The sequence below is a fragment of the Ferrimonas gelatinilytica genome (assembly GCF_039544205.1).
In the GTDB taxonomy this organism is placed as follows: Bacteria; Pseudomonadota; Gammaproteobacteria; order Enterobacterales; family Shewanellaceae; genus Ferrimonas; species Ferrimonas gelatinilytica.
This window is the reverse complement of the sequence record NZ_BAABLF010000009.1, coordinates 47,577-74,130: the sequence shown is the minus strand read 5'-3', so window position 1 is coordinate 74,130 and position 26,554 is coordinate 47,577. Positions and strand designations below refer to the sequence as shown.

Here is a 26,554-nt window from a genome sequence, read left to right as displayed (position 1 = left end):
CCCGCCGACATCTCGGCGGGATAGGATTGATCGGTTAGTGGGCGGCCCACTCTACTTTGGACAGGTCCACGCCCTCTTTGAACATCTCCCACAGCGGGGACATCTCGCGCAGCTTGCCGATGGACTCGTTGATGATCTTCACCGCATGATCCACCTCTTCCTCGGTGGTGAATCGGCCGATGCTGAAACGGATGGAACTGTGTGCCAATTCGTCGTTCAGGCCCAGGGCACGCAGCACGTAGCTCGGCTCCAGGGAGGCGGAAGTACAGGCAGAGCCCGAGGAAACCGCCAGATCTTTCAGCGCCATGATAAGAGACTCACCCTCGACGAAGTTGAAGCTGACGTTGAGGTTGCCCGCTACACGCTGCTCCAGGTCGCCGTTGACGTAGACCTCTTCCATATCCTTGATGCCATTCCAGAGGCGGTTACGCAGAGACAACAGACGATCGTTCTCGGTCGCCATCTCTTCGCGGGCGATGCGACAGGCTTCGCCGAGGCCGACCAGCTGGTGGGTCGCCAGGGTTCCGGAGCGCATGCCGCGCTCATGACCGCCGCCATGCATCTGGGCTTCGAGGCGGATACGCGGCTTACGGCGCACGTAAAGGGCACCGACGCCCTTGGGGCCATACATCTTGTGACCCGAGATGGAGATGAGGTCCACCTGCATCGCTTTCACATCCAGCGGGATCTTGCCGGCGCTCTGGGCCGCATCCACATGCAGGATGATCCCCTTGCTTCGGCAAAGCTCACCGATCGCCGCAATGTCATGGATGACACCGATTTCGTTATTTACGTGCATGATGGAGACGAGAATGGTGTCATCACGCATGGCGTCTTCGAAACGGGACAACGGGATGATGCCGTTGCTGTCCGGATCCAGGTAGGTCACCTCGAACCCTTCGCGCTCCAGTTGACGACAGGTATCCAGCACCGCTTTATGCTCGGTCTTGCTGGTGATGATGTGTTTGCCCTTCTTCTGGTAGAAGTGCGCCACACCTTTGATAGCCAGGTTGTTGGATTCGGTCGCCCCGGAGGTAAACACGATTTCTCTAGGATCAGCGTTGAGAAGCTCGGCCACCTGGTTACGGGCCACGTCGACGGCTTCCTCCGCCTGCCAGCCAAACCGGTGGGAACGGGACGCCGGGTTACCGAAGGTTCCATCCAGCGTCAGGTTTTGCATCATCTTCTCTGCAACACGCGGGTCAACCGGTGTCGTGGCAGAGTAATCGAAGTAAATGGGGAGTTTCATAGCTTCTCCGCTTGCGAGCCGGTCACCATGGCACCGGCGAATGTAATGTCTATGTCTATTCGTGAATCAGGCCCGAACACGAGCATGATTGCGAGCCTGGGCCTCTTCCTGCCGCAAACTCACGATTTTCACCTGCCGATCCTGCATTAGGTCAGCCAAACTGATGCCATCAAGGAAACTGGCGATACGCTCACTGAGATCACCCCAGAGGGAGTGGGTCAGGCAGCGCGCACCACTTTGGCAATTACTCTTGCCACTGCACCGCGTGGCGTCCACCGACTCGTCGACGGCATGGACCACCATGCCGACGGAGATCGCCTCCGCGGCCTTGCCCAGCAGGTATCCGCCGCCGGGGCCTCGGACACTGGAGACCAATCCCTGTTTGCGCAGCTTGGCAAACAGCTGCTCAAGGTAAGAGAGGGAGATCCCCTGCCGCTCGGAGATATCGGCCAGTGGCACTGGGCCATCTGGGGTGTGCAGGGCCACATCCAGGATGGCCGTGACCGCATAGCGGCCTTTCGATGTAAGTCGCATTGCCAGTTTCCTTCCGAAATACTAACCCCAGTCTACATACCCGACCATTTCAGTCAAGTATTTAACCTAGGAAACCAGTCGGGAATGTCTGCAGCGCTGGAGTCTCTCCTTGACGTCGTCCGGTATACCCCAGCGGCGCGCAGCGGTATTTAACCCTATTGACCACTCGGGATCAATTGCCCCGGATCACACTGTTGCCCGACTTCGCCGCCGGCGCCGCAATGAATAGGCTCGGTGTGGAGCGAAATCACATCAACCGAAGCGAAAACAGGATCCTGTGCCACCCACTGCCTCTTCCTAGGCCCCTTTGCAGGGAGACCCGGCTAACCGAGATTAGGCATCACCCCTATCGCTTTTCTGACTGCGCTCCGGGCCTGCGACGCGCTCGACGGAGGTGAGGATCCCACGCAAGATGTTCAACTCCGTCGTCTCTGGCCGAGCCCGGCCGAACAAGCGGCGCAACTTGTTCATGATCTGACCCGGGTGGGCCTTGATGATGAACCCTGTGGCCAACAGGGCGCGCTCCAGGTGCTGATAGAAATGCGCCATCTGCTGGGCAGTGGGGTATTCCACCGGCTCCGCCTCTGAAGCGGGCACCTCCGCCAGGTGGGCCATGCGGATCTCATAGCTGAGCAGCTGCACCGCCTGGGCCAGATTCAGGGAGCTGTATTCCGGGTTGGCCGGGATGCAGACATGAAAGTCGCACATCTGCAGCTCTTCATTATTAAGGCCATGGTTCTCCCGACCGAATACCAACGCCACCGGGCCACGACCGGCCTCCTGGGCCAGCTTCTGCCCCGCTTCACGGGCATCCAGCATCGGCCAACTCAGTGTCCGGCTGCGGGCACTGGTGCCGATCACCAGGCTGCAGTCGGCAATAGCGCTGGCCAGATCGTCGGTAACGACCACCTGCTGCAGGACACTGGACGCACCGGCGGCCAGCGCCATGGAGTGGCCATCGATCTCGGTGCGAGGCTCAGCCAGCACTAAACGAGAAAGGCCCATGGTTTTCATGGCCCGCGCCGCAGAGCCAATGTTTCCTGAGTGAGAGGTGCCCACGAGAATGATGCGAATATTATCGAGCATGAACGGGAGTCCGCTGACGGTTAAAAAACAGGGCAGGGATAGTAGCACAGACACGGGCTATGCTTGAGGCTTACCGCCACCCGGGTCGCTGACGTTGACCGGGTAGGTTGCTCAATAACGCTTGCCATGAGGCGCGGTTTTGTTAGACTCTCGCGCCTACTGCCGGGGTCCAACCCGAGGCACCGCGTTCTTTTACATCCTGGGGTATCGATTTATGCATCCGATGCTGAACATCGCCGTACGCGCTGCGCGTACCGCTGGCAACGTCATTGCCCGCGCTTTTGAAGATCTGGACAAAGTTGAAGCCGAACAGAAAGGGCTCAACGACTTTGTCACCAACGTTGACCGTGACGCCGAAAACGCCATCATTGCGACCATTCGCAAGGCCTATCCGGATCACACCATCATCAGTGAAGAGTGTGGCACCCAAACCGGCGCCCACGACGAGTTCCGCTGGATCATCGATCCCCTGGATGGCACCACCAACTTCATGCGGGGTATCCCCCACTTTGCCGTCTCCATTGCTCTGCAGATCAATGGCAAGGTTGAGCACGGCGTGATCTACGATCCGCTGCAAAACGAGCTGTTCAGCGCCAGCCGCGGCGCCGGTGCGCAGCTGGACAACCGTCGTCTGCGGATCCAGCCCAAGCGTGACCTGAACGGTACCCTGCTGGCCACAGGCTTCCCCTTCAAGGCCCGTCAGCACACCGAAACCTACTTTGAGATCTTCAATGCCCTGTTTGCCGATGCCGCCGATGTGCGCCGTGCCGGCTCTGCGGCGCTGGACTTGGCTTATGTTGCTGCCGGCCGCCTGGACGGTTTCTGGGAGATTGGCCTCAAGCCCTGGGACTTCGCCGCCGGCGAACTGCTGATCCGCGAAGCTGGGGGCCTGGTATCCGACTTTACCGGCGGCCACAACCATATGACCTCGGGCAACATCGTTGCCGGTGGCCCGAAGATCACCGCAAACATCGTCAGTAAGATGCGCCCACTGCTCAGTGATGCGCTAAAGCGCTGAACAGCGCTTGCGGGACAGCAAAAAGCGCAGCCCTAGGGCTGCGCTTTTCTATTCGTCGATACCAGGCTCATGTGCGGATGGAGGGAGTTCGCCTCCTAAAAAGGCGCAGCAATCGCGTCACAAGAAAGTAGGCTAAGAGCCCAACCCCCACCGCCGGTGCCGTCAATAGGCATAGCAGGCCGACCCAGAGATAAGGCAGCTGCCTAGGGTGCAACCATCGCTGGTGCCGCCCGGGCGCCCGCTTTTCTACGCCGTTATCCATTACTCCACCACCTCGCATCCGCCTCTTTGGGCCACTCCATCGTGACCCAGCTCTCAGTTTACTCAAGGAAACATACTTGGGTAAGGGGACTAAACTTACACTGACGCCCGAAATTGCGCTGAGAATCCTTTAAAATGAGCAACCTATATCAGAAGTACGGCACCAAATCCTTAAAGTTCTTTGAACACGCCATCCTGGTCCTGATCGCACTCAGCACCCTATTCGCCATCGGTGAGGAGGTACTGACGGTGATCGACAACGGTCGCGTCACTCTGGCGGACCTGCTGCTGATGTTCATCTACCTGGAAGTCCTGGCCATGGTCGCAAACTACGCGGAAGTGGGTAAACTGCCGATCCGGATGCCGGTCTACATCGCTATCGTGGCGCTGGCCCGATACATGATCCTGGATATGAAAGCGATGGATGAGTGGCGGGTTTTGGCAGTCTCCGCTGCAGCCCTGATCCTGGCTCTGACCGTGTTGGTGATCCGCTACGGCCAGATTGCCTGGCCCTACCCAAGAGAGCCGATGAATCGGGATAAAACCGACCTTTAATGGTTGCAGACGCGCGCCCGGTTGAGCACGTAGCCTTGCTGCTCGGGGACGATCTTTTCCATCTTGATCAGAAACGCGAGCAGCGCCTCGGGCTCGAGGTCCTGCAGCTTACAGGTGTGGAAACGAACCGACTCGCCAAACTGCCGGTGCGCGAGCGCCACCAACTGAGGCAGGCTCTGGGGGCTGTCGGCTTCACCGATCAGCGACAAAAACTCATGGGCGTGGATGCTGGCCATGGAACGGCTCCTTCGAAGATAAAGTTGCATTACGTTAGCACCTTTGTCTTCGAAGGAGCGGGATCCGGATCATCTTTTCCTTCCCTTGGTCCAGTTACAACCATACCGGGATACCATGTCACCCAGTCCGCTTGAAACCGTCGAGCTGATCATCAAGCTCACACAACAGATGAGTCTCTACCTGGTACTGGCGTACCTGCTGACCAAGACGCCCGTGCTGCGGCCCATGGTAGACCTGGCGGTACACCTGCCACACAAGCTGATTCTCTACGTTACCTTCTCCATATTCTGCATTCTTGGAACTTACTTCGGGGAGCAGACCCAGGGAGCCATTGCCAACACTCGGGCGATGGGGGCGATCCTCTCCGGTTTGCTGGGGGGGCCCGTAACCGGTTTTTTGGTGGGCCTGACCGGCGGATTACATCGATACAGCCTGGGCGGTTTCACCGACTTGGCCTGTACCATCTCGACCACTGTCGAAGGGCTGTTTGCCGGCCTGATGCACCTAAGGCTAAGACGCTCTTTTCAACTGGAGCAGCTGTTCAATCCGTTTCGGGTATTCGCCGTGGCCGCCGTCGCCGAAGTGATGCAGATGGTGATCATCCTGCTTATCGCCCGACCATTTGCCGATGCCTGGGCACTGGTTCAGACCATCGCCATTCCGATGATCCTGGTTAACTCCCTGGGGGCCGCCCTGTTCATGAGTATGATCCGGGACCAGCGCACCATGGCGGAAACCCTCTCCAGCACTCACTCCGCCAAGGCGCTAAAGATCGCCGAGCGCACCGTGGGGATCCTGGCCAGCGGGTTCAACCAGCAGAGTACCGCTAAGATCGCGCGGATCATCTTCGAGGAGACCCATGTCAGCGCCGTCGCCATCACAGATACTGAGAAGCTGCTCGCCTTTATCGGCACCGGCGACGACCACCACAAACCGGGCACCCCCATCTCTTCCGCCCTCACTATGGAGGCGATTGAACAGAACCGGGTGGTGTTCGCCGACGGGGTCCAGCGGGAGTACCAGTGCTCCCTGTCTCGGCATTGCCAATTGGGCTCAAGCCTCATTGTGCCGCTCAACGGCGACAACGGCGTCATAGGCACGGTCAAGCTTTATGAAAAGAAACAGCGCCTGTTTCTTCACCTCAACCAGACCCTTGGGGAGGGGATTGCCCGGGTGCTCTCCAATCAGATTCTCCATGGCCGTTACCTGGAACAGAAGTCCCTATTGACCCAGGCGGAGCTCAAACTGCTTCAGGCGCAAATCAGTCCCCACTTTCTCTTCAACGCCCTCAATACATTGGCAGCCATCACCCGCCGAAGCCCGGATAAAGCCCGCCCCCTGATCCTGGACCTGGCTGCCTTTTTGCGTGCCAATCTTAAGCGGGGTACCGGCGAGATCAGCCTCAAGGAGGAGCTCGAACATATCCGAACCTACCTCACCATTGAGCAGGCACGGTTTGGCGATCGCCTGAGTGTGGAAATTAGCGTACCTGAGGCTCTGCATGACGCCCGTTTACCGACCTTTACCCTCCAGCCTTTGGTGGAGAACGCGATCAAGCACGGCACCTCAACCATTCTGGAGCCGGGTAAAATTCGGATCTGGGCCAAGCCCACGGCCAGCGAGCTCGTGCTTACGGTCGAGGACAACGCCGGGGCCTTCCCGGAGCATCCCAAGGAGTCCGAAGGGCTTGGGCTCAATATTGTCCACCGACGGATCCAGGGAATGTACGGTCCGGAGTTTGGTCTTCATGTTGAGTGTGAGCCGGGAGAATACACCCGCATCCAGGTTCGTCTGCCCAGGAGAAGTGAATGAGCTTAAAGACCCTGATCATTGATGATGAGTTGCTGGCCCGTGACGAGATGGCCAGTCTGTTGGAGGCGCACGAAGATATCAAGATTGTCGGTGAAGCCGCTAATGCCATCGAGGGGATGGCCCTGATCAATCAGTTGCAGCCGGATCTGGTGTTTGTGGACATTCAGATGCCAAAGATCACCGGGATAGAGATGTTGGCCATGCTGGACAGCGATCGCATGCCCTACATGGTCTTTGTCACCGCCTACGACGAGCACGCCATCAGCGCCTTTGAAAACAACGCATTTGATTACCTTCTCAAACCCGTGGCGCCCGAGCGTCTGGCCAAAACCCTGAATCGGGTCCGACAAGCGGAGCAGCCACGAGACCTAACCCCGCTGATGGAGAGCGTTTTGACCCACTTGCCCTGTGTCAGCGGCAAAACCCTCAAGATCGTTCCCTGCGATGAGGTGGAGTATGCCTTCTCCGATCTTTCGGGTGTCCATATCGCCACCCGATCCGGTACCTTCCACACCCACCTCACCCTGAAAACCCTGGAGCAGCGCAGTCCGCTGATGCGCTGCCACCGGCAATACCTTGTCAGCCCGGACAGCATCGCTGAAATTGAGCTTCAAGAGGGGGGTGGCGGAGAGATCCACACTCGGTCCGGCCAGGCGATCGCAGTAAGCCGACGCTACCTAAAAGCCATTAAGCAGCAATTTGGTTTTCAATAGTGTGATTTTTTAGTCACATCCACCAGCGCAAACTACACTGTATCGAAGCCCCACCCAGACACAGTTTCAATGCAGGTATTGAGAGGTAACGGCATGTCTCTGACCAAAGCCGATTTGACCAACCATTTGGTCAACCAGCGCCATATGAAGGTGGCGGACGCTCGTGAGCTGGTCGACAGCTTCTTCGAAGAGATCCGTCAAACGCTGGAGCGCGGTGAAGATGTCAAACTCAGCGGGTTTGGTGTTTTCCACCTAAGGGAGAAAAATGCCAGGCCAGGCCGTAACCCCAAGACCGGCGAGGAACACCAGATCTCCGCCCGTCGCGTGGTGACTTTTGCCGCTGGCGGAAAACTCAAAGGGCGCGTCGCCTCCTTAAAGGAGTGAGCGCTCGCTGACGACAAAATGGGCCTCTGTATCAAGGTGCAGGGCCCATTACCTTGGCGACCCATCGGTCCATTAATTTCCCAAAGGCCTAGCTCTGAGGCCCGTCAGGTTTTGCACGTGCCCTGCGCCATCACTATCGTCATTTCTCCGCCGGTCTAGACCAAAAGCCAGTAACTGGGGGCAAGCAGCTGGCAACAACAAGAAAACCGACCAACAACACCGGCGCAACAGGCGCGTTCTCGCCAACAACCGCACGCTCCATACTCGACGCCGCTTAGCCTCTGTGCCGACCGCTTACCCCTTCGCTAAAGCCGCTAAGGCAACTTCCGATGCCCCCTCATCCTCCACCGCTACAATGCCGCCACTAACACGTACCTATCGATTCCAATCTACGTTCTCAAAGGGAAGAGTGATCCATGCTTTGGTTCCTATTTTGCGTTGCGCTGCTGATCGGCGGCTACTTCATCTACGGCGCCTTTGTCGAGAAGGTGTTCGGCATTAACGAAAAACGTCAAACACCGGCCATGACCAAGGGGGACGGTGTGGACTACGTCCCCATGCCCAAGCACAAGGTCTACCTGGTTCAGCTTCTCAACATCGCAGGCGTAGGTCCGATCTTCGGCCCCATCATGGGGGCACTCTACGGTCCCGCTGCCATGCTGTGGATCATCATCGGCTGCATCTTTGCCGGTGCAGTGCATGACTACTTCTCCGGTATGCTTTCCGTCCGCAACGGCGGCGCCTCCGTCCCCAGCATCGTCGGAAAGTACCTCGGCCGCCCTGCCAAGCACTTCATGAACCTGTTCGCCATTGTGCTGCTGCTGCTGGTGGGCGTGGTGTTCGTTTCGGCGCCTGCGGGCATGCTGACTAACCTGATCAACGAGCAGTCAGAGCTGACGGTGACTCTGGGTACCATGGTCGGCATCATCTTCACCTACTACGTGATCGCCACCATCGTTCCTGTCGACAAGATCATCGGCCGCTTCTACCCCTTCTTCGGTGCCCTGCTGATCTTCATGTCTGTTGGCCTGATCACCGCTCTGGTACTCTCCAGCGAACATACCCTGCTGGGGAACTACGAGGTGGCGGACATGTTCAGCAACCTGAACCCCAACGAAATGCCCCTGTGGCCGGCACTGTTCATCACCATCGCCTGCGGTGCCATCTCCGGCTTCCACGCCACCCAGTCACCGCTGATGGCGCGCTGCATGGAAAACGAGAACAACGGCCGCTTCGTCTTCTACGGTGCCATGATCGGTGAAGGTGTTATCGCCCTGATCTGGTGTGCCCTGGCCCTCTCCTACTTCGGCAGCATGGAGTCCCTGGCGGAAGCAGTCAGCAACGGTGGCCCAGGTAACGTGGTTTACAGCGCCTCCTTCGGCCTTCTGGGTGTGGTCGGTGGCATCATCGCCTTCCTCGGCGTGGTTATCCTGCCCATCACCTCCGGTGACACCGCGTTCCGCTCCAGCCGCCTCATCCTGGCCGAGTACTTCAATATGGATCAGGTCAAGATCAAGAACCGTCTGATCATCGCCGCCCCGCTGTTCCTGGTTGGCGGTATCCTGACCCAGGTGGACTTCGGCGTGATCTGGCGCTACTTCGGCTTTGCCAACCAGTTGACCGCCGTAATGATGCTGTGGACCGCCGCGGCCTACCTGGCCCGGGCAGAGAAACTGCACTGGATCTGCACCCTGCCGGCGATGTTCATGACCTCCGTGGTGGTCACCTTCATCCTCAACAACGCCACTCTGGGCTTCGGCCTGCCGATGGCCGTCTCCACCGCCTGCGGTGTGGTCACCGCCTTCGTGGTTGCCTTCAGTGTGGTCGCCATCCTCGGCAAGCAACCTCTACCCGCGGATGCCCAAGCCTGACGCTTGGCCTAAACGGCAAAACGGGACCTAGGGGTCCCGTTTTTTGTGCTAGTGGACAGCGCTGGGCAGGGCTATTCAACAGTGGCATCAAAAAGCTCCATCCGGCCGCTGCTGAAGCGCGCCACGCAGACGCTGTTCAACTCCCGCTGCCAGATCGCCCCTTCCGCTTCCCCTACCACCAACAAAAGCTTTTCGCCTTCAGCCAGCCAACGACGCACCTCGGCAACCTGGGCCAAACTGACCTGGTGCTCACTGGCATCACGGCGACAGTAGTCCCGTAACTGTGCATCCGGCCGCCGGATAAAGAGCAGGCGATCGATCTGCTGCAGCAACGGCAAGGCATCAATGGGCAGCAGACCCGGCTGCTGTTGCGGATCAATGAGGTAGAGTTTCCCGGCGGAAATCGTGGCCCGCTCCGCCGCCGCCAAGTGTTCGACACTGTCACTTTGCCATGACAGGCCGTTGGCCTGGAGAAAGCGCTCCCAGACACCACGGGGGTCATCATGCTGCTTCTGTACCCGCAATCGCTCACCACCGATAAACTGCGCCAGTCGCCCAAGGCTGCGGGGCAAGCTACTTTCCAGCCAGGCCCGCAACATCCGGACCAATACCGGAGCGGTGCCTTCGCTGCCGATGGCAACCAGGATAGGGCTGCGATCCACCAGCGCCGGAGTGATAACACTGCACGCTGCCGGATCATCCACCACGTTAACCCAGGCACCGGCCTCCCTTGCCTGCCGGGCAACATCTCGGTTCAGGTGAGGGTCATTGGTCGCCGCGATGACCCCGCCAAAGCCACGCAGCAGTTCCCGGTGAAAGAAGCCATTCTGGTGCACTACCCGCCCCTCGGCCACCAGCGCCTGGATACTCGGAACCAGGGTTGGAGAGATCACCGTGAGGCTCGCCTGGGTTCGGGCCCAGAGGCTGAGTTTGCGGGCCGCCACCTCTCCGCCACCGACCACAAGCACTCTAAGATCCTGGGTGTCATGAAAAAGGGGAAAGTAGCGCATCAGGATTCGGGCACCGCGCCGCAGCGCCAGCAGGTTTCGAAATGGCCATCGTTCTGTTCGCCGCAGTCGGCACACTGCCAGGGCACCAGGCTTTGCTGGTAATGCGCAAGCAGCTCCTGGGCCCGAGGCAAGGCGCACCGCTCCACCAGCAAACGCACCTCCTGTGTCTCCATCGGCAGTTCACCAGCACCGCCGCCCAACGCTTCGCCCAGCAGGCGCACCATCAGTCCCTGATGCTCCAGCGCCCCCTTGATGGCATTGGCTTCCAGCACGTTATTGGCTCGATATAACTCGATAAAACTATCCATGTCGAACATCCTCCTCGTCTTCATGGATACAGGCTCACACCCTGCTTCGCTAAGTCTACGCCGGATCCATCCGGCCCGCTTTCGACCTGATAACAAAAAGCCACCCCGAGGGGTGGCTTGTCAAGTTTACTTGGGACGTTCAGGGGATCAAGGGGTCCTGATCCGCGCCCTCCTTCTCAATCACCACCGGCATCATATGCTCCTTGGTGATCCCAAGGGCAATGGAGGTGTAACTGGCGACGTAGATGGAGGAGTAGGTCCCCACACCGATCCCGAGCAACAGCGCCGTGGCAAAACCGTGGATCATGCTGCCCCCAAGGGCAAACAGCGCGATCACCACAAACAGGGTGGTCCCGGTGGTGATGATGGTGCGACTCATGGTCTGGGTCACCGAGGTGTTGACGATGTGCTCCGGAGTCCCTTTGCGCATCTTGATGAAATTTTCCCTCACCCGGTCAAACACCACGATGGTGTCGTTCAGGGAGTAACCCACTACCGCCAGCAAAGCGGCCAGTACGGTCAGGTCAAACTCCAGCTGCAGTGCCGAGAACACCCCCATGGTGATGATGACGTCATGCACCAGGGCAACCACAGAGCCGGCGGCAAGGCGCCACTCGAAGCGAAACGCCACGTAGATGAGGATACAGATGATCGCCGCGATCACCGCCAGGCCACCCTGCTCCACCAGCTCCTGTCCAACCTGCGGGCCAACAAACTCCACCCGTTTGACCACGGCGTTGTCACCGGCGGCCTTGGCCCCCGCTTCCACACTGGCTACCAGGGCATTGCCTTCACCGGATTTGGGCGGAACCCGAACCAAAATGTCCCGCGGGCTGCCAAACTGCTGCACCACGGCCCCATCGATCCCTTCCGCTTCCAGCGCCTTTCGCACCACGCTGGGCACAGTCGCATCGGCGTAATGGATCTCCACCACAGTGCCGCCGGTAAAATCCAGGCCCCAGTTGATGCCGCGAACCCCGAGGCTCACCAGAGAAGCCAGGATCAGGACAGCGGAGAGCATGACCGCAGCTTTACCGTGCTTGAGGAAGTTGACAGTGCCTTTGATATCTAAGATCTGAAACATGGTTATACCCCTTAAATATCCAGCTTCTTCAATCGCTTACCGCCCCAGAGCGCGTTAACAACGGCTCGACTGGCAACAATCGCAGTGAACATGGAGGTGGCGATACCGATCATCAGGGTGACGGCAAAGCCCTTAACCGGCCCGGTACCGACGGAAAACAGGATCAGCGCGGTGATGAAGGTGGTCAGGTTGGCATCGGCAATGGTGGAGAGTGCGTTGCCGTAACCCTCGTTGATCGCCTGCTGAATGCTTCGCCCACCCCGCAACTCTTCACGTATCCGTTCGAAGATCAATACGTTGCCATCGACCGCCATCCCCACGGTGAGTACGATCCCCGCGATACCCGGCATGGTCAAGGTCGCCCCGGGGATCATCGACATCACGCCGACAATCAGCACCAGGTTGGCGCACAGGGCACCGACGGCGATGAGACCAAACTTGCGGTAGTAGATGGCCATAAAGACCACCACGGCGATCATGCCCCAGATCAGGGCCGCCATACCGTTATCCACGTTCTCCTGGCCCAGGGAGGGACCGATGGTACGCTCCTGAACAATGGTGATCGGGGCGATCAGGGCACCGGCACGCAGCAGCAGCGCCAGATTCTGCGCCTCGGCTGGCGAGTCCAGGCCGGTGATGCGGAAGCTGCGGCCCAGGCGAGCCTGGATGGTGGCGACGTTGATCACCTCTTCGAGCCGATCAAACTGCGGAGAGCCATCGGGATTGCGCTCCTCTTTCGCCTTAAACTCGATAAAGACGGTAGCCATCCCTTTGCCGACCTTATCCCGGGTCCAGTCCGCCATCTTGTTACCGCCGGCGGCATCCAGGTTGATGCTCACCTGCGGACGGCCGTTCTCATCGAAGCCGGACTGAGCCCCGGTGATGTGGTCGCCGGTCAGGATAACCTGGCTGTCGAGCAGTACCGGCCGGCCATCGCGATCTTCATACAACTTGCTGCCTGGCGGTACCAGGCCACGCATGGCAGCACCCAGGTCGGCGTTTTCGCTGACCATGCGGAACTCCAGGGTCGCAGTGGCCCCCAGGATCTCCTTGGCGCGAGCCGTATCCTGCACGCCCGGCAGCTCCACGGTGATCCGCTCGGCGCCCTGGCGCTGAACCACCGGCTCCGCCACACCCAGCTCGTTGACCCGGTTGCGGAGGATGGTGATGTTCTGGCTAAGGGCGTACTCCTTGATCTCCCGGAGATACTCTTCGCTCAACGCCGCCACAAAGGTGCTGTTGTCCTTGCTGGAGAACAGTAGGTTGCGATTCTTATTGCGCAGGTAGTTCAGGGCTTCCTCGGCTACCTGGGGATCCCGAAAGCGCACCTCCACCCCGTCCGGGGCGATGCGGACGCCGGAGTAGCGCAGGCGCTGCTCCCGCAGGTCGGAGCGGAAGTCAGCGACGATCTGCTCCTCCTGCTTGCGGATCGCTTCGTTCATGTCCACTTCCATCAGGAAGTTGACACCGCCGCGCAGATCCAAGCCCAGTTTCATCGGGTTACCGCCGATGGAGGCCAGCCATTCCGGCTGGGCCGGGGCCAGGTTGATGGCGACGATATAATCATTACCCAACGCCTTCGACACCACATCCTGTGCACGGCTTTGGTCTTCGGTGTTGGCGAAGCGGGCTTCGATCTGGCCCTCTTTCATCACCACACGCTGACTGTTCAAACCTGCCGCTTCGAGGGAGGAGCGCACCGTCGCCAAAGTGGCGGTGTTGATCTCGCTGTTCCGGGTGGCAGAGATCTGCAACGCCGGATCCTCTCCATAGAGATTGGGCAGGGCGTAGAGTGCCCCGATGGCGATGATCAGCACCACCATCAGGTTCTTCCACATCGGGTATTTGTTCAACACTCCGTTGTCCCCTAATACATAGATAAAACTACGCCGCCGACCTGGGGTCGGCGGCTACATCGCTTACAGAGACTGGATGGAGCCCTTTGGCAGCACCGCACTCACAAAGTCTTTCTTGATGGTCACTTCGTTATTGTCGTTCAGCGCAACCACCAGGTAGTCGTGATCGGCGGAAACCTTAACCACTTTACCCACCAGGCCACCGGAGGTCAGTACCTCATCGCCCTTGGAGAGGCTCTCCACCAGGCTCTTGTGCTCCTTCACCCGCTTGTTCTGCGGGCGCAGGATCATGAAATAGAAGATCAGACCAAACACCACCAGCATGATCAGGGGTGAAAAGGCGTCTCCGGCCGGTGCCGTGCTGGCATAAGCATTTGCGATAAACATTAAGGCAGTCCTCTCTTTAATTCACTTAGTTGGTCAGTCGTTTAGCGGCGGCACATCGCGACCTTGCTTGGCATAAAATTCTGCCACAAAGTCGTCTAGATTACCGTTCTCAATGGCGCCCCGCAAACCCTCCATCACCCGCTGGTAGTAACGCAGGTTATGGATGGTGTTAAGCCGGGCACCGAGGATTTCGTTGCACTTATCCAGGTGATAGAGATAAGCGCGGCTGTAGTTTTTACAGGTGTAGCAATCGCATTCTGCATCCAGCGGCGACGTATCGTCACGATGCTTGGCGTTACGGATCTTGACCACACCTGTGGTCGTAAAGAGATGACCGTTACGGGCGTTGCGAGTCGGCATAACGCAATCGAACATGTCGATGCCGCGCCGTACCCCCTCCACCAGATCCTCCGGCTTACCCACCCCCATCAGGTAACGGGGCTTATCGGCGGGGATCTGAGGGCAGGTATGCTCAAGGATCCGATGCATATCCTCCTTGGGTTCCCCCACCGCCAGGCCACCCACGGCGTAGCCATCGAAGCCGATATTCAGCAGCCCCTGCAGCGACTCATCCCGCAGGTGCTCGTACACCCCGCCCTGGATAATGCCAAACAGGTTATTGGGGTTGCCTAGACGGTCAAACTCGTCCCGGGAGCGCTGGGCCCAGCGCAGTGACATCCGCATGGAGTCCGCGGCTTCCTGCTCGGTGGCCGGATAAGGGGTGCACTCATCGAAGATCATCACGATGTCACTGCCCAGGGAGTACTGGATCTGCATCGACTTCTCCGGGTCCAGGAAGATCTTGTCGCCGTTGATGGGGTGACGAAAATGCACACCCGCTTCGGTGATCTTACGGATATGGCCCAGGGAGAACACCTGGAATCCGCCGGAGTCCGTGAGGATCGGCTTGTGCCAGTTCATGAAGTCATGGAGGTCGCCATGCTTCTCCATGATCTCGGTGCCCGGTCGCAACCACAGGTGGAAGGTATTGCCCAGGCAGATCTGGGCACCGGTGGCCTCCACCTCTTCCGGGGTCATCCCCTTAACGGTGCCGTAGGTGCCCACCGGCATAAACGCCGGCGTTTCAACCGTGCCCCGCTCGAAGGTCAGGGTACCGCGGCGGGCACGCCCGTCGGTGGCTTTCAGTTCAAATTTCATAGCAGCCTCTTACCAGAGAAACAGTCCGGTGATGCAAAAGTTTAGCGCCGCAGGGCGGCGCATCTTGGTAAAGATGGGGATCCCGGGCGCAGGCTTCAAGCCGCCCGGAAGAAAAGAGGGGGAATTCGTGAACCACGCCCTGTAGAGGGGACCTAGTCGCCCCTCTCGGTACTGTTGGAACGGCGGGTAACAAACATGGCGTCACCATAACTGAAGAATCGGTAACGCTGCTCCACCGCGTGCCGGTAGGCGTTCATCACATGCTCCTGGCCGGCGAAAGCAGACACCAGCATGATCAGGGTGGACTCCGGGAGATGGAAGTTAGTGATCATCGCATCCACCACGTGGAAGGGCTTCCCCGGGTAGAGAAAGATGCTGGTATCGCTGGCAAAGGGGGCAAAGGCCTCTCCCTTTGCCCGGGCAGCCTGGGCGGCGGACTCCAGTGAGCGTACCGAGGTGGTCCCCACTGCGATAACCCGGCCACCACGCTCACGGGTGCGTCGGACCGCTTCCACCACATCGCTGCCCACTTCGGCAAACTCGCTGTGCATCTGGTGCTCTTCGACCTTTTCTACGCGTACTGGCTGGAAAGTACCGGCGCCCACGTGCAGGGTCACGAAAGCGGTCTCCACCCCCTTTTCCGCCAGGGCAGCCAGCATCGCCTCATCGAAGTGAAGCCCCGCCGTCGGCGCCGCTACGGCACCGGGCCGACGGTTGTAGACGGTTTGGTAACGCTCCCGGTCGCTGCCCTCATCCGGGCGGTCAATGTAGGGCGGCAGGGGCATGTGGCCGATCCTGTCCAGAATCGACAGCACCGGCTCTGCGTTGCCGAAATCCAACTCAAACAGGGCGTCATGCCGGGCCACCATAATCGCTTCGACCCCCTGTTCAAACTGCAGCAGGGTACCGGGCTTAGGGGACTTGGAGCTACGAAGATGGGCCAATACCCTGTGGCTATCCAGCACCCGCTCTACCAGGACTTCAATCTTACCCCCTGATGCCTTTTTGCCATGCAGCCGCGCCGGTATCACCCGGGTGTTATTAAACACCATGAGATCACCGGGCCGCACCAGATCCAGCAGGTCCGGAAACTGGCCATCGCGCAAGCGGCCACTGTTGCCATCGAGATGCAGCAACCGCGACGCCCGCCGCTCCTCGGTCGGGTAACGGGCGATCAGCTCATCGGGGAGGTCAAATTGGAAATCGCTTACCTGCATGGTCTCTTCACAGTCATTACACCCTCACAGGGCGGGGGCGCTAGTCTATGAAGAGCAGGGGCGAGTTTCAAGCGTTAGCGGGCGACTCAGCGCCGTTTAGAGATCCTTGGCGTCATCGCAGGTCTCGTCACCGCGGTTCTGTATCGACGCGGCGCGCTGGGCATTGTACTGCTGCAGGACCCGGTCGAGCTCCTCGGGCACCCGGTGGCTGACGATAGGAAGTTGCAGGCTAGCTGACTGGGACTTGTTACCGCCCCAAAACGAAAAAAACCGTTTGAACGTCATTGTGATCCATCCTTGATCAGAAGACAGGGTATGTACGGCAGGCCATCCATTGGCACTGCCTAGAGATTAACCAGTCATTCGCAAAGGAGCAAGGTGATTGAATTTTTTAGCGCATCTTTATATTGCCGAGCACACCAGTACGGATCTGGCGGGTTCGGTGGCGGCGGACTTCGTCCGTGGCCCCCTGGCCCCCTGGCCGGAACCCCTGCGTACCGGCATGGCGCTGCACCGCTTCGTAGATGCCTGGGTTGACCGTGCCCCGGAGGTGCTGGCGCTCAAGGGCGCCTTTCTGCCTCAGCACCGACGGGTGGCGGGGATCTTGCTGGACCTGGCGTTCGACCACCAGTTGGTTCATCACTGGCCACAGCTCCATTCCAAGCCGCTGGATCTCTTCATTGAGCGCAGTTACCAGGGACTCCTGGGATCCTCGCAACTGCCAGCGGGGTTTGCGCCCATCGCCCACAGGTTGGCCCGGGAGGATTGGCTCAGTCACTACCACCCGAGGCCGCGCCTCGAGGCAACCATTGCCCGCGTTGCCCGGCGCCTTTCCCGCCCGGAGATGCTCACCGATGCCCAGAATGAGATATGGCGCCTCGACGGCGCCATATCATCCAGTTTCCTCGTACTCTGGCCTCAACTGCTCGAAGCCTGTCACCACTATCTCGGTGACCGAACAGGCCCCGGCCGGCATTTGCCTTGAGGCATCCTCAGGTCAACTGACCCGTAGAAGCGCAAGGGAGTCGATTGCCACCAGGATGGCAAACGAAAGCTGGCCATCCCAGAATCCCTTTCCTAAGTGGCGACGTCGCCTACCAGCGGCCCATGGCGTCAATCTGCCAATACTTGCGCCTCGGCAGAGCGCGGCTTGACCCGCTCACGCATCCGCTGGAACAGAGCGAAGAAGCCCGGGATGAAGCAGGTACCCACCACGAGCACACAGATCAATCCCCCGGAGAGGGTCCAACCCAGGGACCACTGGGAGATCTCACCGGCACCGGAGGCCAGCACCATAGGGATCATGCCGCAGATGAAGGACCAGGAGGTCATGTTGACCGCGCGAAAACGCAACTTACCCGCTTCCACCGCCGAGGCCTCCACGGAGCGTCCCTCCTCCTCCCGCTTCTGACGGGCGAACTCGACAATCAGGATCGCGTTCTTCGCCGCCAGGGCGATCAGCAGCACCAAACCCATCTGGGCATAAAGGTTCAACGGCAGGCCGGAATAGAGAAGGGCCACCATGGCACCCAGCACCGCCATCGGCACCACCAGCAGGATCGCGGTGGGAATGGTCCAGGACTCGTACTGGGCCACCATGAAGAGGTAGATAAACAGCAGGGCCAGGCCGAAGGCATAGATCGCCAGGTCGCCGGCGGTCTTCTCCTGGTAAGCCATGCCGGTCCACTCGAAAGTGTACCCATCCGGCAGTCGCTCCGCCGCCAGCCGTTCCATCGCCGCCAGGGCCTCACCGGAGGCGTACCCAGGGGCCGGTTGTCCGATGATGGTCGCGGCGTTGTAGAGGTTGTAGCGCCAGGCTACGTCCGGTGCCAGGGTCGGCTCCAGATGCACCAGGGTCGAAAGCGGGATCATCTCACCGGTCACGCTGCGCACATGAAAGCGCCCCAGATCCGCGATATCCCGACGAAACTCCGCCTGGGCCTGCATGTTCACCCGATAGGACTTGCCATACAAGGTCACATCGTTGACCCGCATCGCCCCTAAGTTGGTCTGCAGGGTGCTGAAGATGTCGGTGATCGGGATCCCCAGCTGTCGGGCCTTGAGGTAGTCGACGTCGACGTAGTAGTGGGGCACGTTGGCACGGAAGAAGCTGAATACCGAGGTCACCTCCTCCATCTGGTTAGCCGCCAGCATGAAGTCCTCCATCACCGCCGCCAGCGCCTCACGGGGACGCCCTTGGGTATCCTCCAGCATGAACTCGAAGCCGTTACCGTTACCAACGCCGGGCACCGCCGGGGTTCCGAACGCCATCACCTGGGCATCGTGGTACTGGGTTGCTGCCCAGACGTTGAGGCGGTGAGTGATCTCCTTCAGACCCGCTTCCCGCTCAGACCAGTCGTGCAGACGGACAAAGAAGGTGGCGGAGTTGGACTGCAGAGAGAAGGAGAGCAAACCAAACCCTCGGGCACTGCCCACGGAAGCCACCTCGGGATAGCTCAGCAGGGTCGACTCCAACTCGGTGGCGACCTCCTGGGTACGGCGCAAGGAGGCGCCATCCGGCAATTGGACGTTCACCAGCATCATCCCCTTGTCCTCTTCCGGCACGAAACCGGTGGGAATGCGGGGACTGATCACCGCCAGCAGGGCAAGCGCCAACACAAAGAACCCCATCAGCAGACCGGATTTGCGAACCAGCACACCTGCCAGTTGACCGTAGCGCTCAGTAAGACGATCGAAGAAACGGTTAAACGCCTGATACCAGCGCGGCCCCGGGCCCGAATCCGCCCTCAAAAGCAGCGCACAGAGCGCGGGGGACAGGGTCAGGGCGTTGACGCTGGAGAGCACCACGGAGATTACGATGGTCACGGCAAACTGTGCGTACATCTCGCCGGTGATCCCAGGCAACAGGGAGACGGGAATGAATACCGCCAGCAACACCAGGGTGGAGGTGATGATCGGCCCGGTCACCTCTTTCATCGCCACGATGGTGGCCTGAGCACCACTGAGCGCCGGGTTCTCGCGCATGTTGCGCTCGACGTTCTCGATCACCAGGATGGCGTCATCCACCACGATACCGATGGCCAGGATCAGACCGAACAGGGTCACGGTGTTGATGGTAAAGCCCATCGCCAGCATGAAGGCGAAGGTACCGATCAGAGATACCGGGATCGCCACCAGGGGCACCGCCGTCGCGCGCATCGAGCCCAAAAACAGGTAGGTCACCAGAACCACCAGCACCACCGCCTGAACCAGGGTCGCCAGTACTGCGGAGATAGACTCCTCCACGAACACCGTGGTGTCGTAGACGATGTCGTAAGCCATATCCTCGGGGAAGTTAGCTTCCGCCTGCGCCAGGAATGCCTTCACCCGTTCCCCGGTTTCCAGCGCGTTGGCGTCCGGCTGCAGGGAGAGCGACAGCATTGAGGCCAGCTGGCCATTTCGGGTCGCCTCGAAATCGTACAGCTCTTTACCCAGCTCAATGGTGGCCACATCCTTCAGGTAAAGGGTACGGCCATCGGCACCGGCACGAACGATCACATGTTCAAACTCCTCGACATCCTTGAGGCGCCCCTGGGTCACCAAGGGAACTGTCATAGCGGGCTGGTCAAGATCCGGGGCGCCGCCAAGACGTCCGGCGGGCATCACCACGTTCTGCTCCGCCAGGGATCCGTACACATCCGCGGTGGTCAGGCCATAACGGGCAAGACGTTCAGGATCCAACCACACCCGGATGGAGTAGCGTGCACCACCCAGCAGCGAGACATCGGAGATCCCCGGGATCCGCTTGAGCTGCTCCTCCAGATTGAGCGCCACATAGTTGGTCAGGAAGATGTCATCATGGGTGCTGTTCGGGGAGTAGACCGCCATCGCCATCAGCAGATCCGGCGACTTCTTAGCCACTTTCACCCCACGTTCACGCACGTCCACCGGCAGTCGCGGCGTCGCTTCGTTAACGCGGTTCTGTACCAGTACAGTGGCCATATCCGGATCCGTACCGATATCGAAGGTCACCTCAAGGAAGTAGCCCCCGTCGTTGGCGGAGCGGGAACGCATGTAGAGCATGTTCTCCACCCCGTTCACCGCCTCCTCAATGGGCTGCGCCAGGGTCTGCTCTACCACCTCGGCATTGGAGCCCGGGTACATGGCCGACACCTGTACCACAGGCGGAGTGATACGGGGGAACTCATTAACCGGCATGGTGCGCATGGCGATCAGCCCCACCAGGATCAGCACCAGGGCAATGACGATCGCAAACTTCGGACGGTGAATGAAAAACTTGGAGATCATTCCTGCTCTCCTGCGACGGTCACCTTACCGCCGGCACGGGTTCGGTGCAGGCCGGCCACCACGACACGCTCACCCGCTTCCAGGTTGCTCAGCACCACGATATCCTGGCCCAGACGTTCACCCAGCTCGACGTTGCGACGCTCGACCACCTGCTGGTCGTCGACCACCATCACGAAGCTGCCCTGCTGGTCGCTTTGCACCGCAGCGTTGGGGATCATCAGCCCCTCCAGTGTGCCCTTGGGCCGCACCTGTACCTGAACATACTGCCCCGCCATCAGCAGGTGTTCCGGGTTGGCAAAATCCGCATGCATCGCCAGGGTCCCTGTGGAGGCTTCGATCCGGTTATCGATAAAACTCAACAAGCCAGGGTGGGAGTAGGTCTGCCCCTGCCCCAGGTCCAGCATTACCTCGATCTTATCGTTCTCCATCAGGCCATTAACCACCAGGGCCAGGCGTTCCCGCTCGGAGATACGAAAGCTGGCGCGCATGGGGTCCTGCTGTACCAGGGTGATCAGCGCACCGCTTTGCGGCCCCACCAGGTCGCCCACGCTGGCGTTCGCCGCCCCGACCTGCCCGGCAATAGGAGCCAGCACCCGGGTGTGATGCAGGTTCAGTTCCGCCATCTCCCTGGCCGCTTCCGCCTGCAGCACCCGGGCCTCAGCCATCGCCAGGGAGGCCGTCAGGTTGTCGATGTCCGACTGGCTGACACTGCCTTTGCCGAGCAACTGACGGTTACGCTTCAAGTTGATCTTAGCGATATCACGGGCCGCCAAGGCTTCGGCCAGGCTGCCTTTCGCGGCCTCGAGGGCCGCGTGATAGGGGCGGGGATCAATCTCGAACAGCGGCGCACCGGCCTCCACCCACTGACCATCCTCAACCCAGCGCTCGGTCAGGTAGCCCGCCACCTGGGCACTGACCCCAATATCCTCGATCGCCTCAATTCGACCCGAAAAGCGCTTCACCGGCTGGTATTGCGATGCCGTGGCCGACACCACCTCGACGGTGGGGGCCGGCAACGCCATTGACTGTGTGTCCGACTCACATCCGGACAGCAGGACGCTGGCCAGCACGGCCACTAAGGGCAACCGGTGGAAACTCTTCATCAGGCGAAACTCCCATTACTACGCAGGCGCTCAAATAGCGCCACTGACTGAAAATCAAGGAAGAATAAGCGAACAAGCCTGAACGTAAACCCAACGGCAGGGGAAAAATGTGGTTAGGAGCGATAAAACTTCAATGAATGTGAATCATCTCACTTTTTGGCGGCCACCATGGGCAGTATTCTAGATGGCGTTATGACTCGCCGACCGTCATCATCGGCACACAAGGTAACAGGCCAACCCCCTCAATAATCAAGGACTCTCCGAGCTCTCAACAGGCTTGAAACACAGCAGAAGAGCGGCGGGGTCATCATCCACACTCTCACTGTTTATGGGTTGGTGTTTCGCTCACAGCCCGCTGCTGTACACCGAGTGGGTCATCCAGCGCCTCCCTGCACTCACGGCATCCATGCCTCCGCTGGCCTTTCGGACCCTCTTGGCCCTCTCCCTTGCCTTACCGGGACCTCACTCGGATACCTCTAAGTCGGCCTAAAAGCGGGTGGGGCATTCACCTTTGAGCCATGAATGGCTAATGGTAACAGAGCGGCTATTTCAAACTTTCCAATGCGAATCTATTCGTCTGCCGCGCAAGTCCGCGAAGAGCCCAAAAAAAGGGGATGGCTTGCGCCATCCCCAACTGGGACCTCGAAAAGTACCACGGGTACACGGGATCGATTTAAGGCTTAGCCGAACTGGTTCATGGTGTTGTCCTCACCGGCGGCTTTGAGCGCCGCATCGCCGGAGAAGTACTCCTTATGGTCATCCCCCATATCCGAACCCGCCATGTTCTGGTGTTTCACACAGGCGATCCCCTGACGGATCTCCTTACGCTGAACATTGGCCACGTAACCCAGCATCCCCTCGGCACCGAAGTACTCCTTCACCAGATTATCGGTGGAGAGCGCCGCAGTGTGGTAGGTGGGCAGCGTAATGAGGTGGTGGAAGATCCCTGCCTCCCGCGCCGCGTCCCTCTGGAAAGTACGGATCCGACTATCCGCTTCCTGCGCCAGTGGGCTGTCGTCATACTCCGCCCCCATCAACTGGTCACGCTGGTACGCGGAAATATCCTTGCTCTGCTCGGCCCAGTCATCCAACACCTGCTGACGGAAGCTCAGGGTCCAGTTGAAGGAGGGGCTGTTGTTGTACACCAGCTTGGCGTTGGGGACCACTTCACGGATCCGGTTCACCATACCGGCAATCTGGCCGACATGCGGCTTCTCGGTCTCGATCCAGAGCAGATCGGCGCCGTGCTGCAGAGAGGTGATGCAGTCCAGGACCACCCGGTCCTCGCCGGAGCCCGGTTTGAACTGGAACAGGCCTGAGGGCAGGCGCTTGGGCTTGAGTAGCTTGCCATTGGCCTTGACCACCACATCGCCATTGGCAATCTCGTCGGCGGAATTAACGTAATCTCCGTCAAGGAAGCTGTTGTACATGTCACCCAGGTCCCCGGGCTCGCTGGTGACCGCTATCTGCTTGGTCAGACCTGCCCCCAGTGAGTCTGTCCGGGCCACGATCACCCCATCGTCAACCCCGAGTTCGAGGAAGGCGTAACGAACCGCGCGGATCTTGGCGAGGAAGTCGGCATGGGGCACAGTGACCTTGCCATCCTGGTGACCACACTGCTTCTCATCGGAAACCTGGTTCTCAATCTGGATGCAGCAGGCACCGGCCTCGATCATCCGCTTGGCCAGCAGGTAGGTGGCCTCCTCGTTACCGAAGCCCGCATCGATGTCGGCGATAATCGGCACGATATGAGTCTGAAAGTTGTCGATCTTATCCTGGATCTTGGCCTCGGCCGCGCTGTCGCCGGCGGCGCGCGCCTTGTCCAGCTCCCGGAAATAGCCACCAAGCTCCCGGGCATCTGCCTGCCTGAGGAAGGTGTACAGCTCCTCGATCAAACCGGAAACGGCGGTCTTTTCATGCATGGACTGATCCGGCAAGGGGCCAAATTCACTGCGCAGTGCCGCCACCATCCAGCCGGACAGGTAGAGGTAACGCCCCTTGGTCGAGGTCAGGTGCTTCTTAATGGCAATCATCTTCTGCTGACCGATAAACCCGTGCCAACAGCCCAGAGACTGGGTGTACTGGGCCGGATCGGCATCATAGGCGGCCATATCCTCGCGCATGATCTTGGCGGTGTAACGGGCAATATCGAGGCCACTCTGGAAGCGATTCTGCGCCTTCATCCGCGCGACGTTCTCGGCATTCACGCCCCAGCTCTGTCCCTGGCTGTCGAGCAGGGACTGTGCGGCAGTACGATCGGTTTGGTATTGGGACATGGGGACTCCTTTAGGTACGGTTATCCATACGGGTCGATTCGGTCAGGATCTCGTACCCGGGCAGTGTGAGAAAATCGGTCAGTTGTTCGGCACAAGTGAGGGAGCGAAACAGGTTCGCGGCTTCATCGAAACGGCCCTGGTCATAGCGCTGGGCCCCCACTTCGCCTCGCACCACAGCCAGCTCCTCCGTCAACATCTGTTCAAACAGTGCTTTGGTGACCAGCTTGCCGTTATCCAGCACGGTGCCGTGACGGATCCACTGCCAGATGGAGGCACGGGAGATCTCGGCGGTCGCGGCATCCTCCATCAAGCCGTAGATGGGGACACAGCCGTTGCCGGAGATCCAGGCTTCCATGTACTGGACGGCGATGCGGATATTGGCACGCATCCCCGCCTCCGTGGCCTGGCCCTCGCAGGGTTCCAACAGCTCCTCGGCGGTGATCGGCGGATCCTCCTCCCGGGTCACATGCAGTTGATTGGGCCGGTCACCCAGATAACGGTCCATTACCGCCATGGCGGTTTCCGCGAGGCCAGGGTGGGCGATCCAGGTACCATCGTGACCGTTATGGGCTTCCAGCTCCTTGTCTTTGGTGACCTTCTGCAGTACCAGTGCCTGTTGCTCCGGATCCTTGGCGGGAATGAACGCCGCCATCCCCCCCATGGCCAATGCGCCGCGTTTGTGGCAGGTCTTGATCAGCAGGCGGGAGTAGGCGTTCAGGAACGGCTTGTCCATAGTGACTGCCTGACGGTCCGGCAGCACCCGGTCCGGGTGATTTCGCAGCGTCTTGATGTAGCTGAAGATGTAATCCCAGCGACCGCAGTTCAGGCCGACGATGTTATTGCGCAGTTCGTAGAGGATCTCATCCATCTCAAACACCGCGGGCAGCGTCTCGATCAGACAGGTGACCTTGATGGTCCCCGGTTGCAGGGCATAGCGCTCCTCCGCGAAGGCAAACACCTCGGCCCACCAACGCGCTTCCAGGTGGCTCTGCAGCTTGGGAATATAGAAGTAGGGCCCACTGCCCTTGGCCAGCAGAGCCTCATGGTTATGGAAAAAGTAGAGGGCAAAATCCACCAGGGCACCGGGGATCGGCTCCCCATCCAGCTCCAGGTGCGACTCGTCCAGGTGCAGGCCGCGCACCCGGCAGATCAATACCGCGGGGTCCTCCCGCAGGGTGTACGCTTTGCCGCTGTCGGGGTGAACAAAGTCAATCTCTCCGCGCACTGCGTCCGCAAGGTTGACCTGCCCCTGAACCACCTTGTCCCAGGCCGGGGCCAAGGAGTCCTCAAAATCCGCCATAAACACTTTGACGTCAGCGTTGAGGGCATTAATCACCATCTTTCGCTCGACCGGCCCGGTGATCTCGACCCGGCGATCCTGCAGATCCGAGGGGATACCGAGGATCTGCCACTCTTTCTTGCGAATATCCGCCGTTTCCGGCAGAAATCCCGGCATCGCACCGGCATCAATCTTCAGCTGGCGCTGTGCTCGCAGTGTCATCAGCTCGTTACGACGAGCACGAAAGCGTCGCGTTAACTCCGCCAGTAGCAGCAAGGCATCCGAGCATAAGATCCGCTCGGAACCGGGTTGCTCCGGCCCGAGGATACGGATCCCATGATGCTGCGCACCCGATTCGGCCATATCTGCCTCCCTGTGAATACATATGTAATTTTTAAACCACTCGGTGGCAGCCCCAAAATGAAACAACCCACTAAAAACTCATTCGCGACTGCTCATTAAATCTGCGATAGGGCTGGGCAAAGATCAACACATAATCCACCACAAAAATACAAAACAGCGACAAATTGCTGCTGCACAAAGGCAAAGCAGAACAATAATGATTTGAACGCCCAATTCAAACGGTCGTTTAACAGCAATAGTGCCGAGTTGCCCAATTATCTGTTTGACGTAACCACAGATCGTAATTTTATTACAGGTTGGCGAAATGCCGCTGTCAGTGGCTGCGGGCGCCCCCTCCCTGCGTATCAAGATTGCTTACGGATAAGGCCCCTGTCATATGGGGAGAGTCCAAAAAAATCCTTTAACTATCGTAAAGTTAAAATAATTACTCTAAAAAGGGGCGTTTTGAGTGACGACAAACTTAACGTTGACGTCAAGCCTGAGAGCCGGCGGCAGTGACGCCAACGTCAACCGTAAGAAAGACAAAATCGGAAAGGAAAATACAG

General features: G+C 59.3%; 23 protein-coding genes. 7 read left to right on the top strand and 16 right to left on the bottom strand.

Going from position 1 to position 26,554, the window contains the following annotated elements; genetic code table 11:
- Nucleotides 1-34: 34 nt before the first annotated feature.
- The 3 genes from ABD997_RS08835 to trmJ all read right to left on the bottom strand — a co-directional run bounded on the left by ABD997_RS08835 (nucleotide 35) and on the right by trmJ (nucleotide 2,869).
- On the bottom strand, nucleotides 35-1,249 hold the full coding sequence (locus ABD997_RS08835) for an IscS subfamily cysteine desulfurase (protein WP_345316645.1): 1,215 nt from the start codon (nucleotides 1,247-1,249) through the stop codon (nucleotides 35-37).
- 66 nt (nucleotides 1,250-1,315) lie between these two features.
- Nucleotides 1,316-1,783, bottom strand: a complete 468-nt coding sequence (gene iscR / locus ABD997_RS08830; RefSeq protein WP_345316644.1) for a Fe-S cluster assembly transcriptional regulator IscR — start codon at nucleotides 1,781-1,783, stop codon at nucleotides 1,316-1,318.
- A 333-nt stretch (nucleotides 1,784-2,116) separates the two neighbouring features.
- Entirely contained in the window at nucleotides 2,117-2,869 is a 753-nt protein-coding gene (gene trmJ, locus ABD997_RS08825) for a tRNA (cytosine(32)/uridine(32)-2'-O)-methyltransferase TrmJ (RefSeq protein ID WP_345316643.1), read from the bottom strand.
- 214 nt (nucleotides 2,870-3,083) lie between these two features.
- On the opposite strand from trmJ, the gene suhB reads away from it, so the two are divergent.
- Both suhB and ABD997_RS08815 read left to right on the top strand, forming a co-directional pair.
- A complete protein-coding gene (gene suhB, locus ABD997_RS08820; RefSeq protein ID WP_345316682.1) occupies nucleotides 3,084-3,887 on the top strand; it encodes an inositol-1-monophosphatase in 804 nt (267 codons plus the stop codon).
- A 396-nt stretch (nucleotides 3,888-4,283) separates the two neighbouring features.
- The gene (locus ABD997_RS08815; protein ID WP_345316642.1) at nucleotides 4,284-4,703 is read left to right on the top strand and encodes a phosphate-starvation-inducible protein PsiE; all 420 of its coding nucleotides are present in this window, start codon (nucleotides 4,284-4,286) and stop codon (nucleotides 4,701-4,703) included.
- On the opposite strand, the gene ABD997_RS08810 is transcribed toward ABD997_RS08815, so the two are convergent.
- On the bottom strand, nucleotides 4,700-4,939 hold the full coding sequence (locus tag ABD997_RS08810) for a YecH family metal-binding protein (protein WP_345316641.1): 240 nt from the start codon (nucleotides 4,937-4,939) through the stop codon (nucleotides 4,700-4,702). The two genes, ABD997_RS08815 and ABD997_RS08810, sit on opposite strands and share 4 nt — an antisense overlap.
- 115 nt (nucleotides 4,940-5,054) lie before the next feature.
- Between ABD997_RS08810 and ABD997_RS08805 the strand changes: the two genes are divergently transcribed.
- The 4 genes from ABD997_RS08805 (at nucleotide 5,055) to ABD997_RS08790 (ending at nucleotide 9,720) form a co-directional block, all read left to right on the top strand.
- The gene (locus tag ABD997_RS08805; RefSeq protein ID WP_345316640.1) at nucleotides 5,055-6,752 is read left to right on the top strand and encodes a LytS/YhcK type 5TM receptor domain-containing protein; all 1,698 of its coding nucleotides are present in this window, start codon (nucleotides 5,055-5,057) and stop codon (nucleotides 6,750-6,752) included.
- Nucleotides 6,749-7,465, top strand: coding sequence for a two-component system response regulator BtsR (gene btsR, locus ABD997_RS08800; protein ID WP_345316639.1), 717 nt, complete (start codon nucleotides 6,749-6,751; stop codon nucleotides 7,463-7,465). Before ABD997_RS08805 ends, btsR begins: the two co-directional genes overlap by 4 nt.
- A gap of 93 nt (nucleotides 7,466-7,558) precedes the next feature.
- Nucleotides 7,559-7,849, top strand: coding sequence for an integration host factor subunit alpha (locus tag ABD997_RS08795; protein ID WP_345316638.1), 291 nt, complete (start codon nucleotides 7,559-7,561; stop codon nucleotides 7,847-7,849).
- Between the two features lie 416 nt (nucleotides 7,850-8,265).
- Nucleotides 8,266-9,720: a carbon starvation CstA family protein gene (locus tag ABD997_RS08790; protein ID WP_345316637.1), complete on the top strand. Its 1,455-nt coding sequence runs from the start codon at nucleotides 8,266-8,268 to the stop codon at nucleotides 9,718-9,720.
- 71 nt (nucleotides 9,721-9,791) lie between these two features.
- On the opposite strand, the gene ABD997_RS08785 is transcribed toward ABD997_RS08790, so the two are convergent.
- From ABD997_RS08785 to ABD997_RS08750, 8 genes are all read right to left on the bottom strand, one after another.
- A complete protein-coding gene (locus ABD997_RS08785) occupies nucleotides 9,792-10,730 on the bottom strand; it encodes a precorrin-2 dehydrogenase/sirohydrochlorin ferrochelatase family protein (RefSeq protein ID WP_345316636.1) in 939 nt (312 codons plus the stop codon).
- Nucleotides 10,730-11,038, bottom strand: coding sequence for a putative signal transducing protein (locus ABD997_RS08780; RefSeq protein ID WP_345316635.1), 309 nt, complete (start codon nucleotides 11,036-11,038; stop codon nucleotides 10,730-10,732). Before ABD997_RS08780 ends, ABD997_RS08785 begins: the two co-directional genes overlap by 1 nt.
- A 139-nt stretch (nucleotides 11,039-11,177) precedes the next feature.
- Nucleotides 11,178-12,122: a protein translocase subunit SecF gene (secF, locus tag ABD997_RS08775; protein WP_345316634.1), complete on the bottom strand. Its 945-nt coding sequence runs from the start codon at nucleotides 12,120-12,122 to the stop codon at nucleotides 11,178-11,180.
- An 11-nt stretch (nucleotides 12,123-12,133) separates the two neighbouring features.
- Complete coding sequence (gene secD, locus ABD997_RS08770) at nucleotides 12,134-13,978, bottom strand: protein translocase subunit SecD (RefSeq protein WP_345316633.1); 1,845 nt, start codon at nucleotides 13,976-13,978, stop codon at nucleotides 12,134-12,136.
- 63 nt (nucleotides 13,979-14,041) lie between these two features.
- Nucleotides 14,042-14,365, bottom strand: a complete 324-nt coding sequence (gene yajC, locus ABD997_RS08765) for a preprotein translocase subunit YajC (RefSeq protein ID WP_345316632.1) — start codon at nucleotides 14,363-14,365, stop codon at nucleotides 14,042-14,044.
- A 33-nt stretch (nucleotides 14,366-14,398) separates the two neighbouring features.
- Nucleotides 14,399-15,523 carry a tRNA guanosine(34) transglycosylase Tgt gene (gene tgt, locus ABD997_RS08760; protein WP_345316631.1) on the bottom strand — a complete coding sequence of 375 codons (1,125 nt, stop codon included), beginning with the start codon at nucleotides 15,521-15,523 and terminating at the stop codon, nucleotides 14,399-14,401.
- A gap of 152 nt (nucleotides 15,524-15,675) precedes the next feature.
- Nucleotides 15,676-16,740 (bottom strand): tRNA preQ1(34) S-adenosylmethionine ribosyltransferase-isomerase QueA, encoded by a 1,065-nt coding sequence (gene queA / locus ABD997_RS08755; RefSeq protein WP_345316630.1) that lies wholly within the window; start codon nucleotides 16,738-16,740, stop codon nucleotides 15,676-15,678.
- A gap of 96 nt (nucleotides 16,741-16,836) precedes the next feature.
- Nucleotides 16,837-17,025, bottom strand: a complete 189-nt coding sequence (locus tag ABD997_RS08750) for a hypothetical protein (RefSeq protein WP_345316629.1) — start codon at nucleotides 17,023-17,025, stop codon at nucleotides 16,837-16,839.
- 97 nt (nucleotides 17,026-17,122) lie between these two features.
- On the opposite strand from ABD997_RS08750, the gene ABD997_RS08745 reads away from it, so the two are divergent.
- A complete protein-coding gene (locus ABD997_RS08745) occupies nucleotides 17,123-17,725 on the top strand; it encodes an acyl carrier protein phosphodiesterase (protein WP_345316628.1) in 603 nt (200 codons plus the stop codon).
- 128 nt (nucleotides 17,726-17,853) lie between these two features.
- Here the strand turns inward: ABD997_RS08745 and ABD997_RS08740 are convergent, their stop codons facing one another.
- From ABD997_RS08740 to aceB, 4 genes are all read right to left on the bottom strand, one after another.
- Nucleotides 17,854-20,988: an efflux RND transporter permease subunit gene (locus ABD997_RS08740; RefSeq protein WP_345316627.1), complete on the bottom strand. Its 3,135-nt coding sequence runs from the start codon at nucleotides 20,986-20,988 to the stop codon at nucleotides 17,854-17,856.
- Nucleotides 20,985-22,091 (bottom strand): efflux RND transporter periplasmic adaptor subunit, encoded by a 1,107-nt coding sequence (locus ABD997_RS08735; protein ID WP_345316626.1) that lies wholly within the window; start codon nucleotides 22,089-22,091, stop codon nucleotides 20,985-20,987. The genes ABD997_RS08740 and ABD997_RS08735 overlap by 4 nt, the downstream gene beginning before the upstream one ends.
- 680 nt (nucleotides 22,092-22,771) lie before the next feature.
- A complete protein-coding gene (locus ABD997_RS08730; RefSeq protein ID WP_345316625.1) occupies nucleotides 22,772-24,367 on the bottom strand; it encodes an isocitrate lyase in 1,596 nt (531 codons plus the stop codon).
- A 10-nt stretch (nucleotides 24,368-24,377) separates the two neighbouring features.
- On the bottom strand, nucleotides 24,378-26,009 hold the full coding sequence (aceB, locus tag ABD997_RS08725; RefSeq protein ID WP_345316624.1) for a malate synthase A: 1,632 nt from the start codon (nucleotides 26,007-26,009) through the stop codon (nucleotides 24,378-24,380).
- Nucleotides 26,010-26,554 lie beyond the last annotated feature (545 nt).

Excerpts from the sequence above, each read along its gene's own strand:
- ABD997_RS08785 (WP_345316636.1), bottom strand. The coding sequence starts at position 10,730 with ATGCGCTACTTTCCCCTTTTTCATGACACCCAGGATCTTAGAGTGCTT.
- ABD997_RS08815 (WP_345316642.1), top strand. The coding sequence starts at position 4,284 with ATGAGCAACCTATATCAGAAGTACGGCACCAAATCCTTAAAGTTCTTT.
- ABD997_RS08750 (WP_345316629.1), bottom strand. The coding sequence starts at position 17,025 with ATGACGTTCAAACGGTTTTTTTCGTTTTGGGGCGGTAACAAGTCCCAG.
- ABD997_RS08805 (WP_345316640.1), top strand. The coding sequence starts at position 5,055 with ATGTCACCCAGTCCGCTTGAAACCGTCGAGCTGATCATCAAGCTCACA.
- iscR (WP_345316644.1), bottom strand. The coding sequence starts at position 1,783 with ATGCGACTTACATCGAAAGGCCGCTATGCGGTCACGGCCATCCTGGAT.
- ABD997_RS08780 (WP_345316635.1), bottom strand. The coding sequence starts at position 11,038 with ATGGATAGTTTTATCGAGTTATATCGAGCCAATAACGTGCTGGAAGCC.
- ABD997_RS08735 (WP_345316626.1), bottom strand. The coding sequence starts at position 22,091 with ATGAAGAGTTTCCACCGGTTGCCCTTAGTGGCCGTGCTGGCCAGCGTC.
- ABD997_RS08740 (WP_345316627.1), bottom strand. The coding sequence starts at position 20,988 with ATGATCTCCAAGTTTTTCATTCACCGTCCGAAGTTTGCGATCGTCATT.
- ABD997_RS08730 (WP_345316625.1), bottom strand. The coding sequence starts at position 24,367 with ATGTCCCAATACCAAACCGATCGTACTGCCGCACAGTCCCTGCTCGAC.
- ABD997_RS08810 (WP_345316641.1), bottom strand. The coding sequence starts at position 4,939 with ATGGCCAGCATCCACGCCCATGAGTTTTTGTCGCTGATCGGTGAAGCC.
- secF (WP_345316634.1), bottom strand. The coding sequence starts at position 12,122 with ATGTTTCAGATCTTAGATATCAAAGGCACTGTCAACTTCCTCAAGCAC.
- queA (WP_345316630.1), bottom strand. The coding sequence starts at position 16,740 with ATGCAGGTAAGCGATTTCCAATTTGACCTCCCCGATGAGCTGATCGCC.
- tgt (WP_345316631.1), bottom strand. The coding sequence starts at position 15,523 with ATGAAATTTGAACTGAAAGCCACCGACGGGCGTGCCCGCCGCGGTACC.
- ABD997_RS08835 (WP_345316645.1), bottom strand. The coding sequence starts at position 1,249 with ATGAAACTCCCCATTTACTTCGATTACTCTGCCACGACACCGGTTGAC.
- btsR (WP_345316639.1), top strand. The coding sequence starts at position 6,749 with ATGAGCTTAAAGACCCTGATCATTGATGATGAGTTGCTGGCCCGTGAC.
- ABD997_RS08790 (WP_345316637.1), top strand. The coding sequence starts at position 8,266 with ATGCTTTGGTTCCTATTTTGCGTTGCGCTGCTGATCGGCGGCTACTTC.
- ABD997_RS08795 (WP_345316638.1), top strand. The coding sequence starts at position 7,559 with ATGTCTCTGACCAAAGCCGATTTGACCAACCATTTGGTCAACCAGCGC.
- yajC (WP_345316632.1), bottom strand. The coding sequence starts at position 14,365 with ATGTTTATCGCAAATGCTTATGCCAGCACGGCACCGGCCGGAGACGCC.
- trmJ (WP_345316643.1), bottom strand. The coding sequence starts at position 2,869 with ATGCTCGATAATATTCGCATCATTCTCGTGGGCACCTCTCACTCAGGA.
- aceB (WP_345316624.1), bottom strand. The coding sequence starts at position 26,009 with ATGGCCGAATCGGGTGCGCAGCATCATGGGATCCGTATCCTCGGGCCG.
- suhB (WP_345316682.1), top strand. The coding sequence starts at position 3,084 with ATGCATCCGATGCTGAACATCGCCGTACGCGCTGCGCGTACCGCTGGC.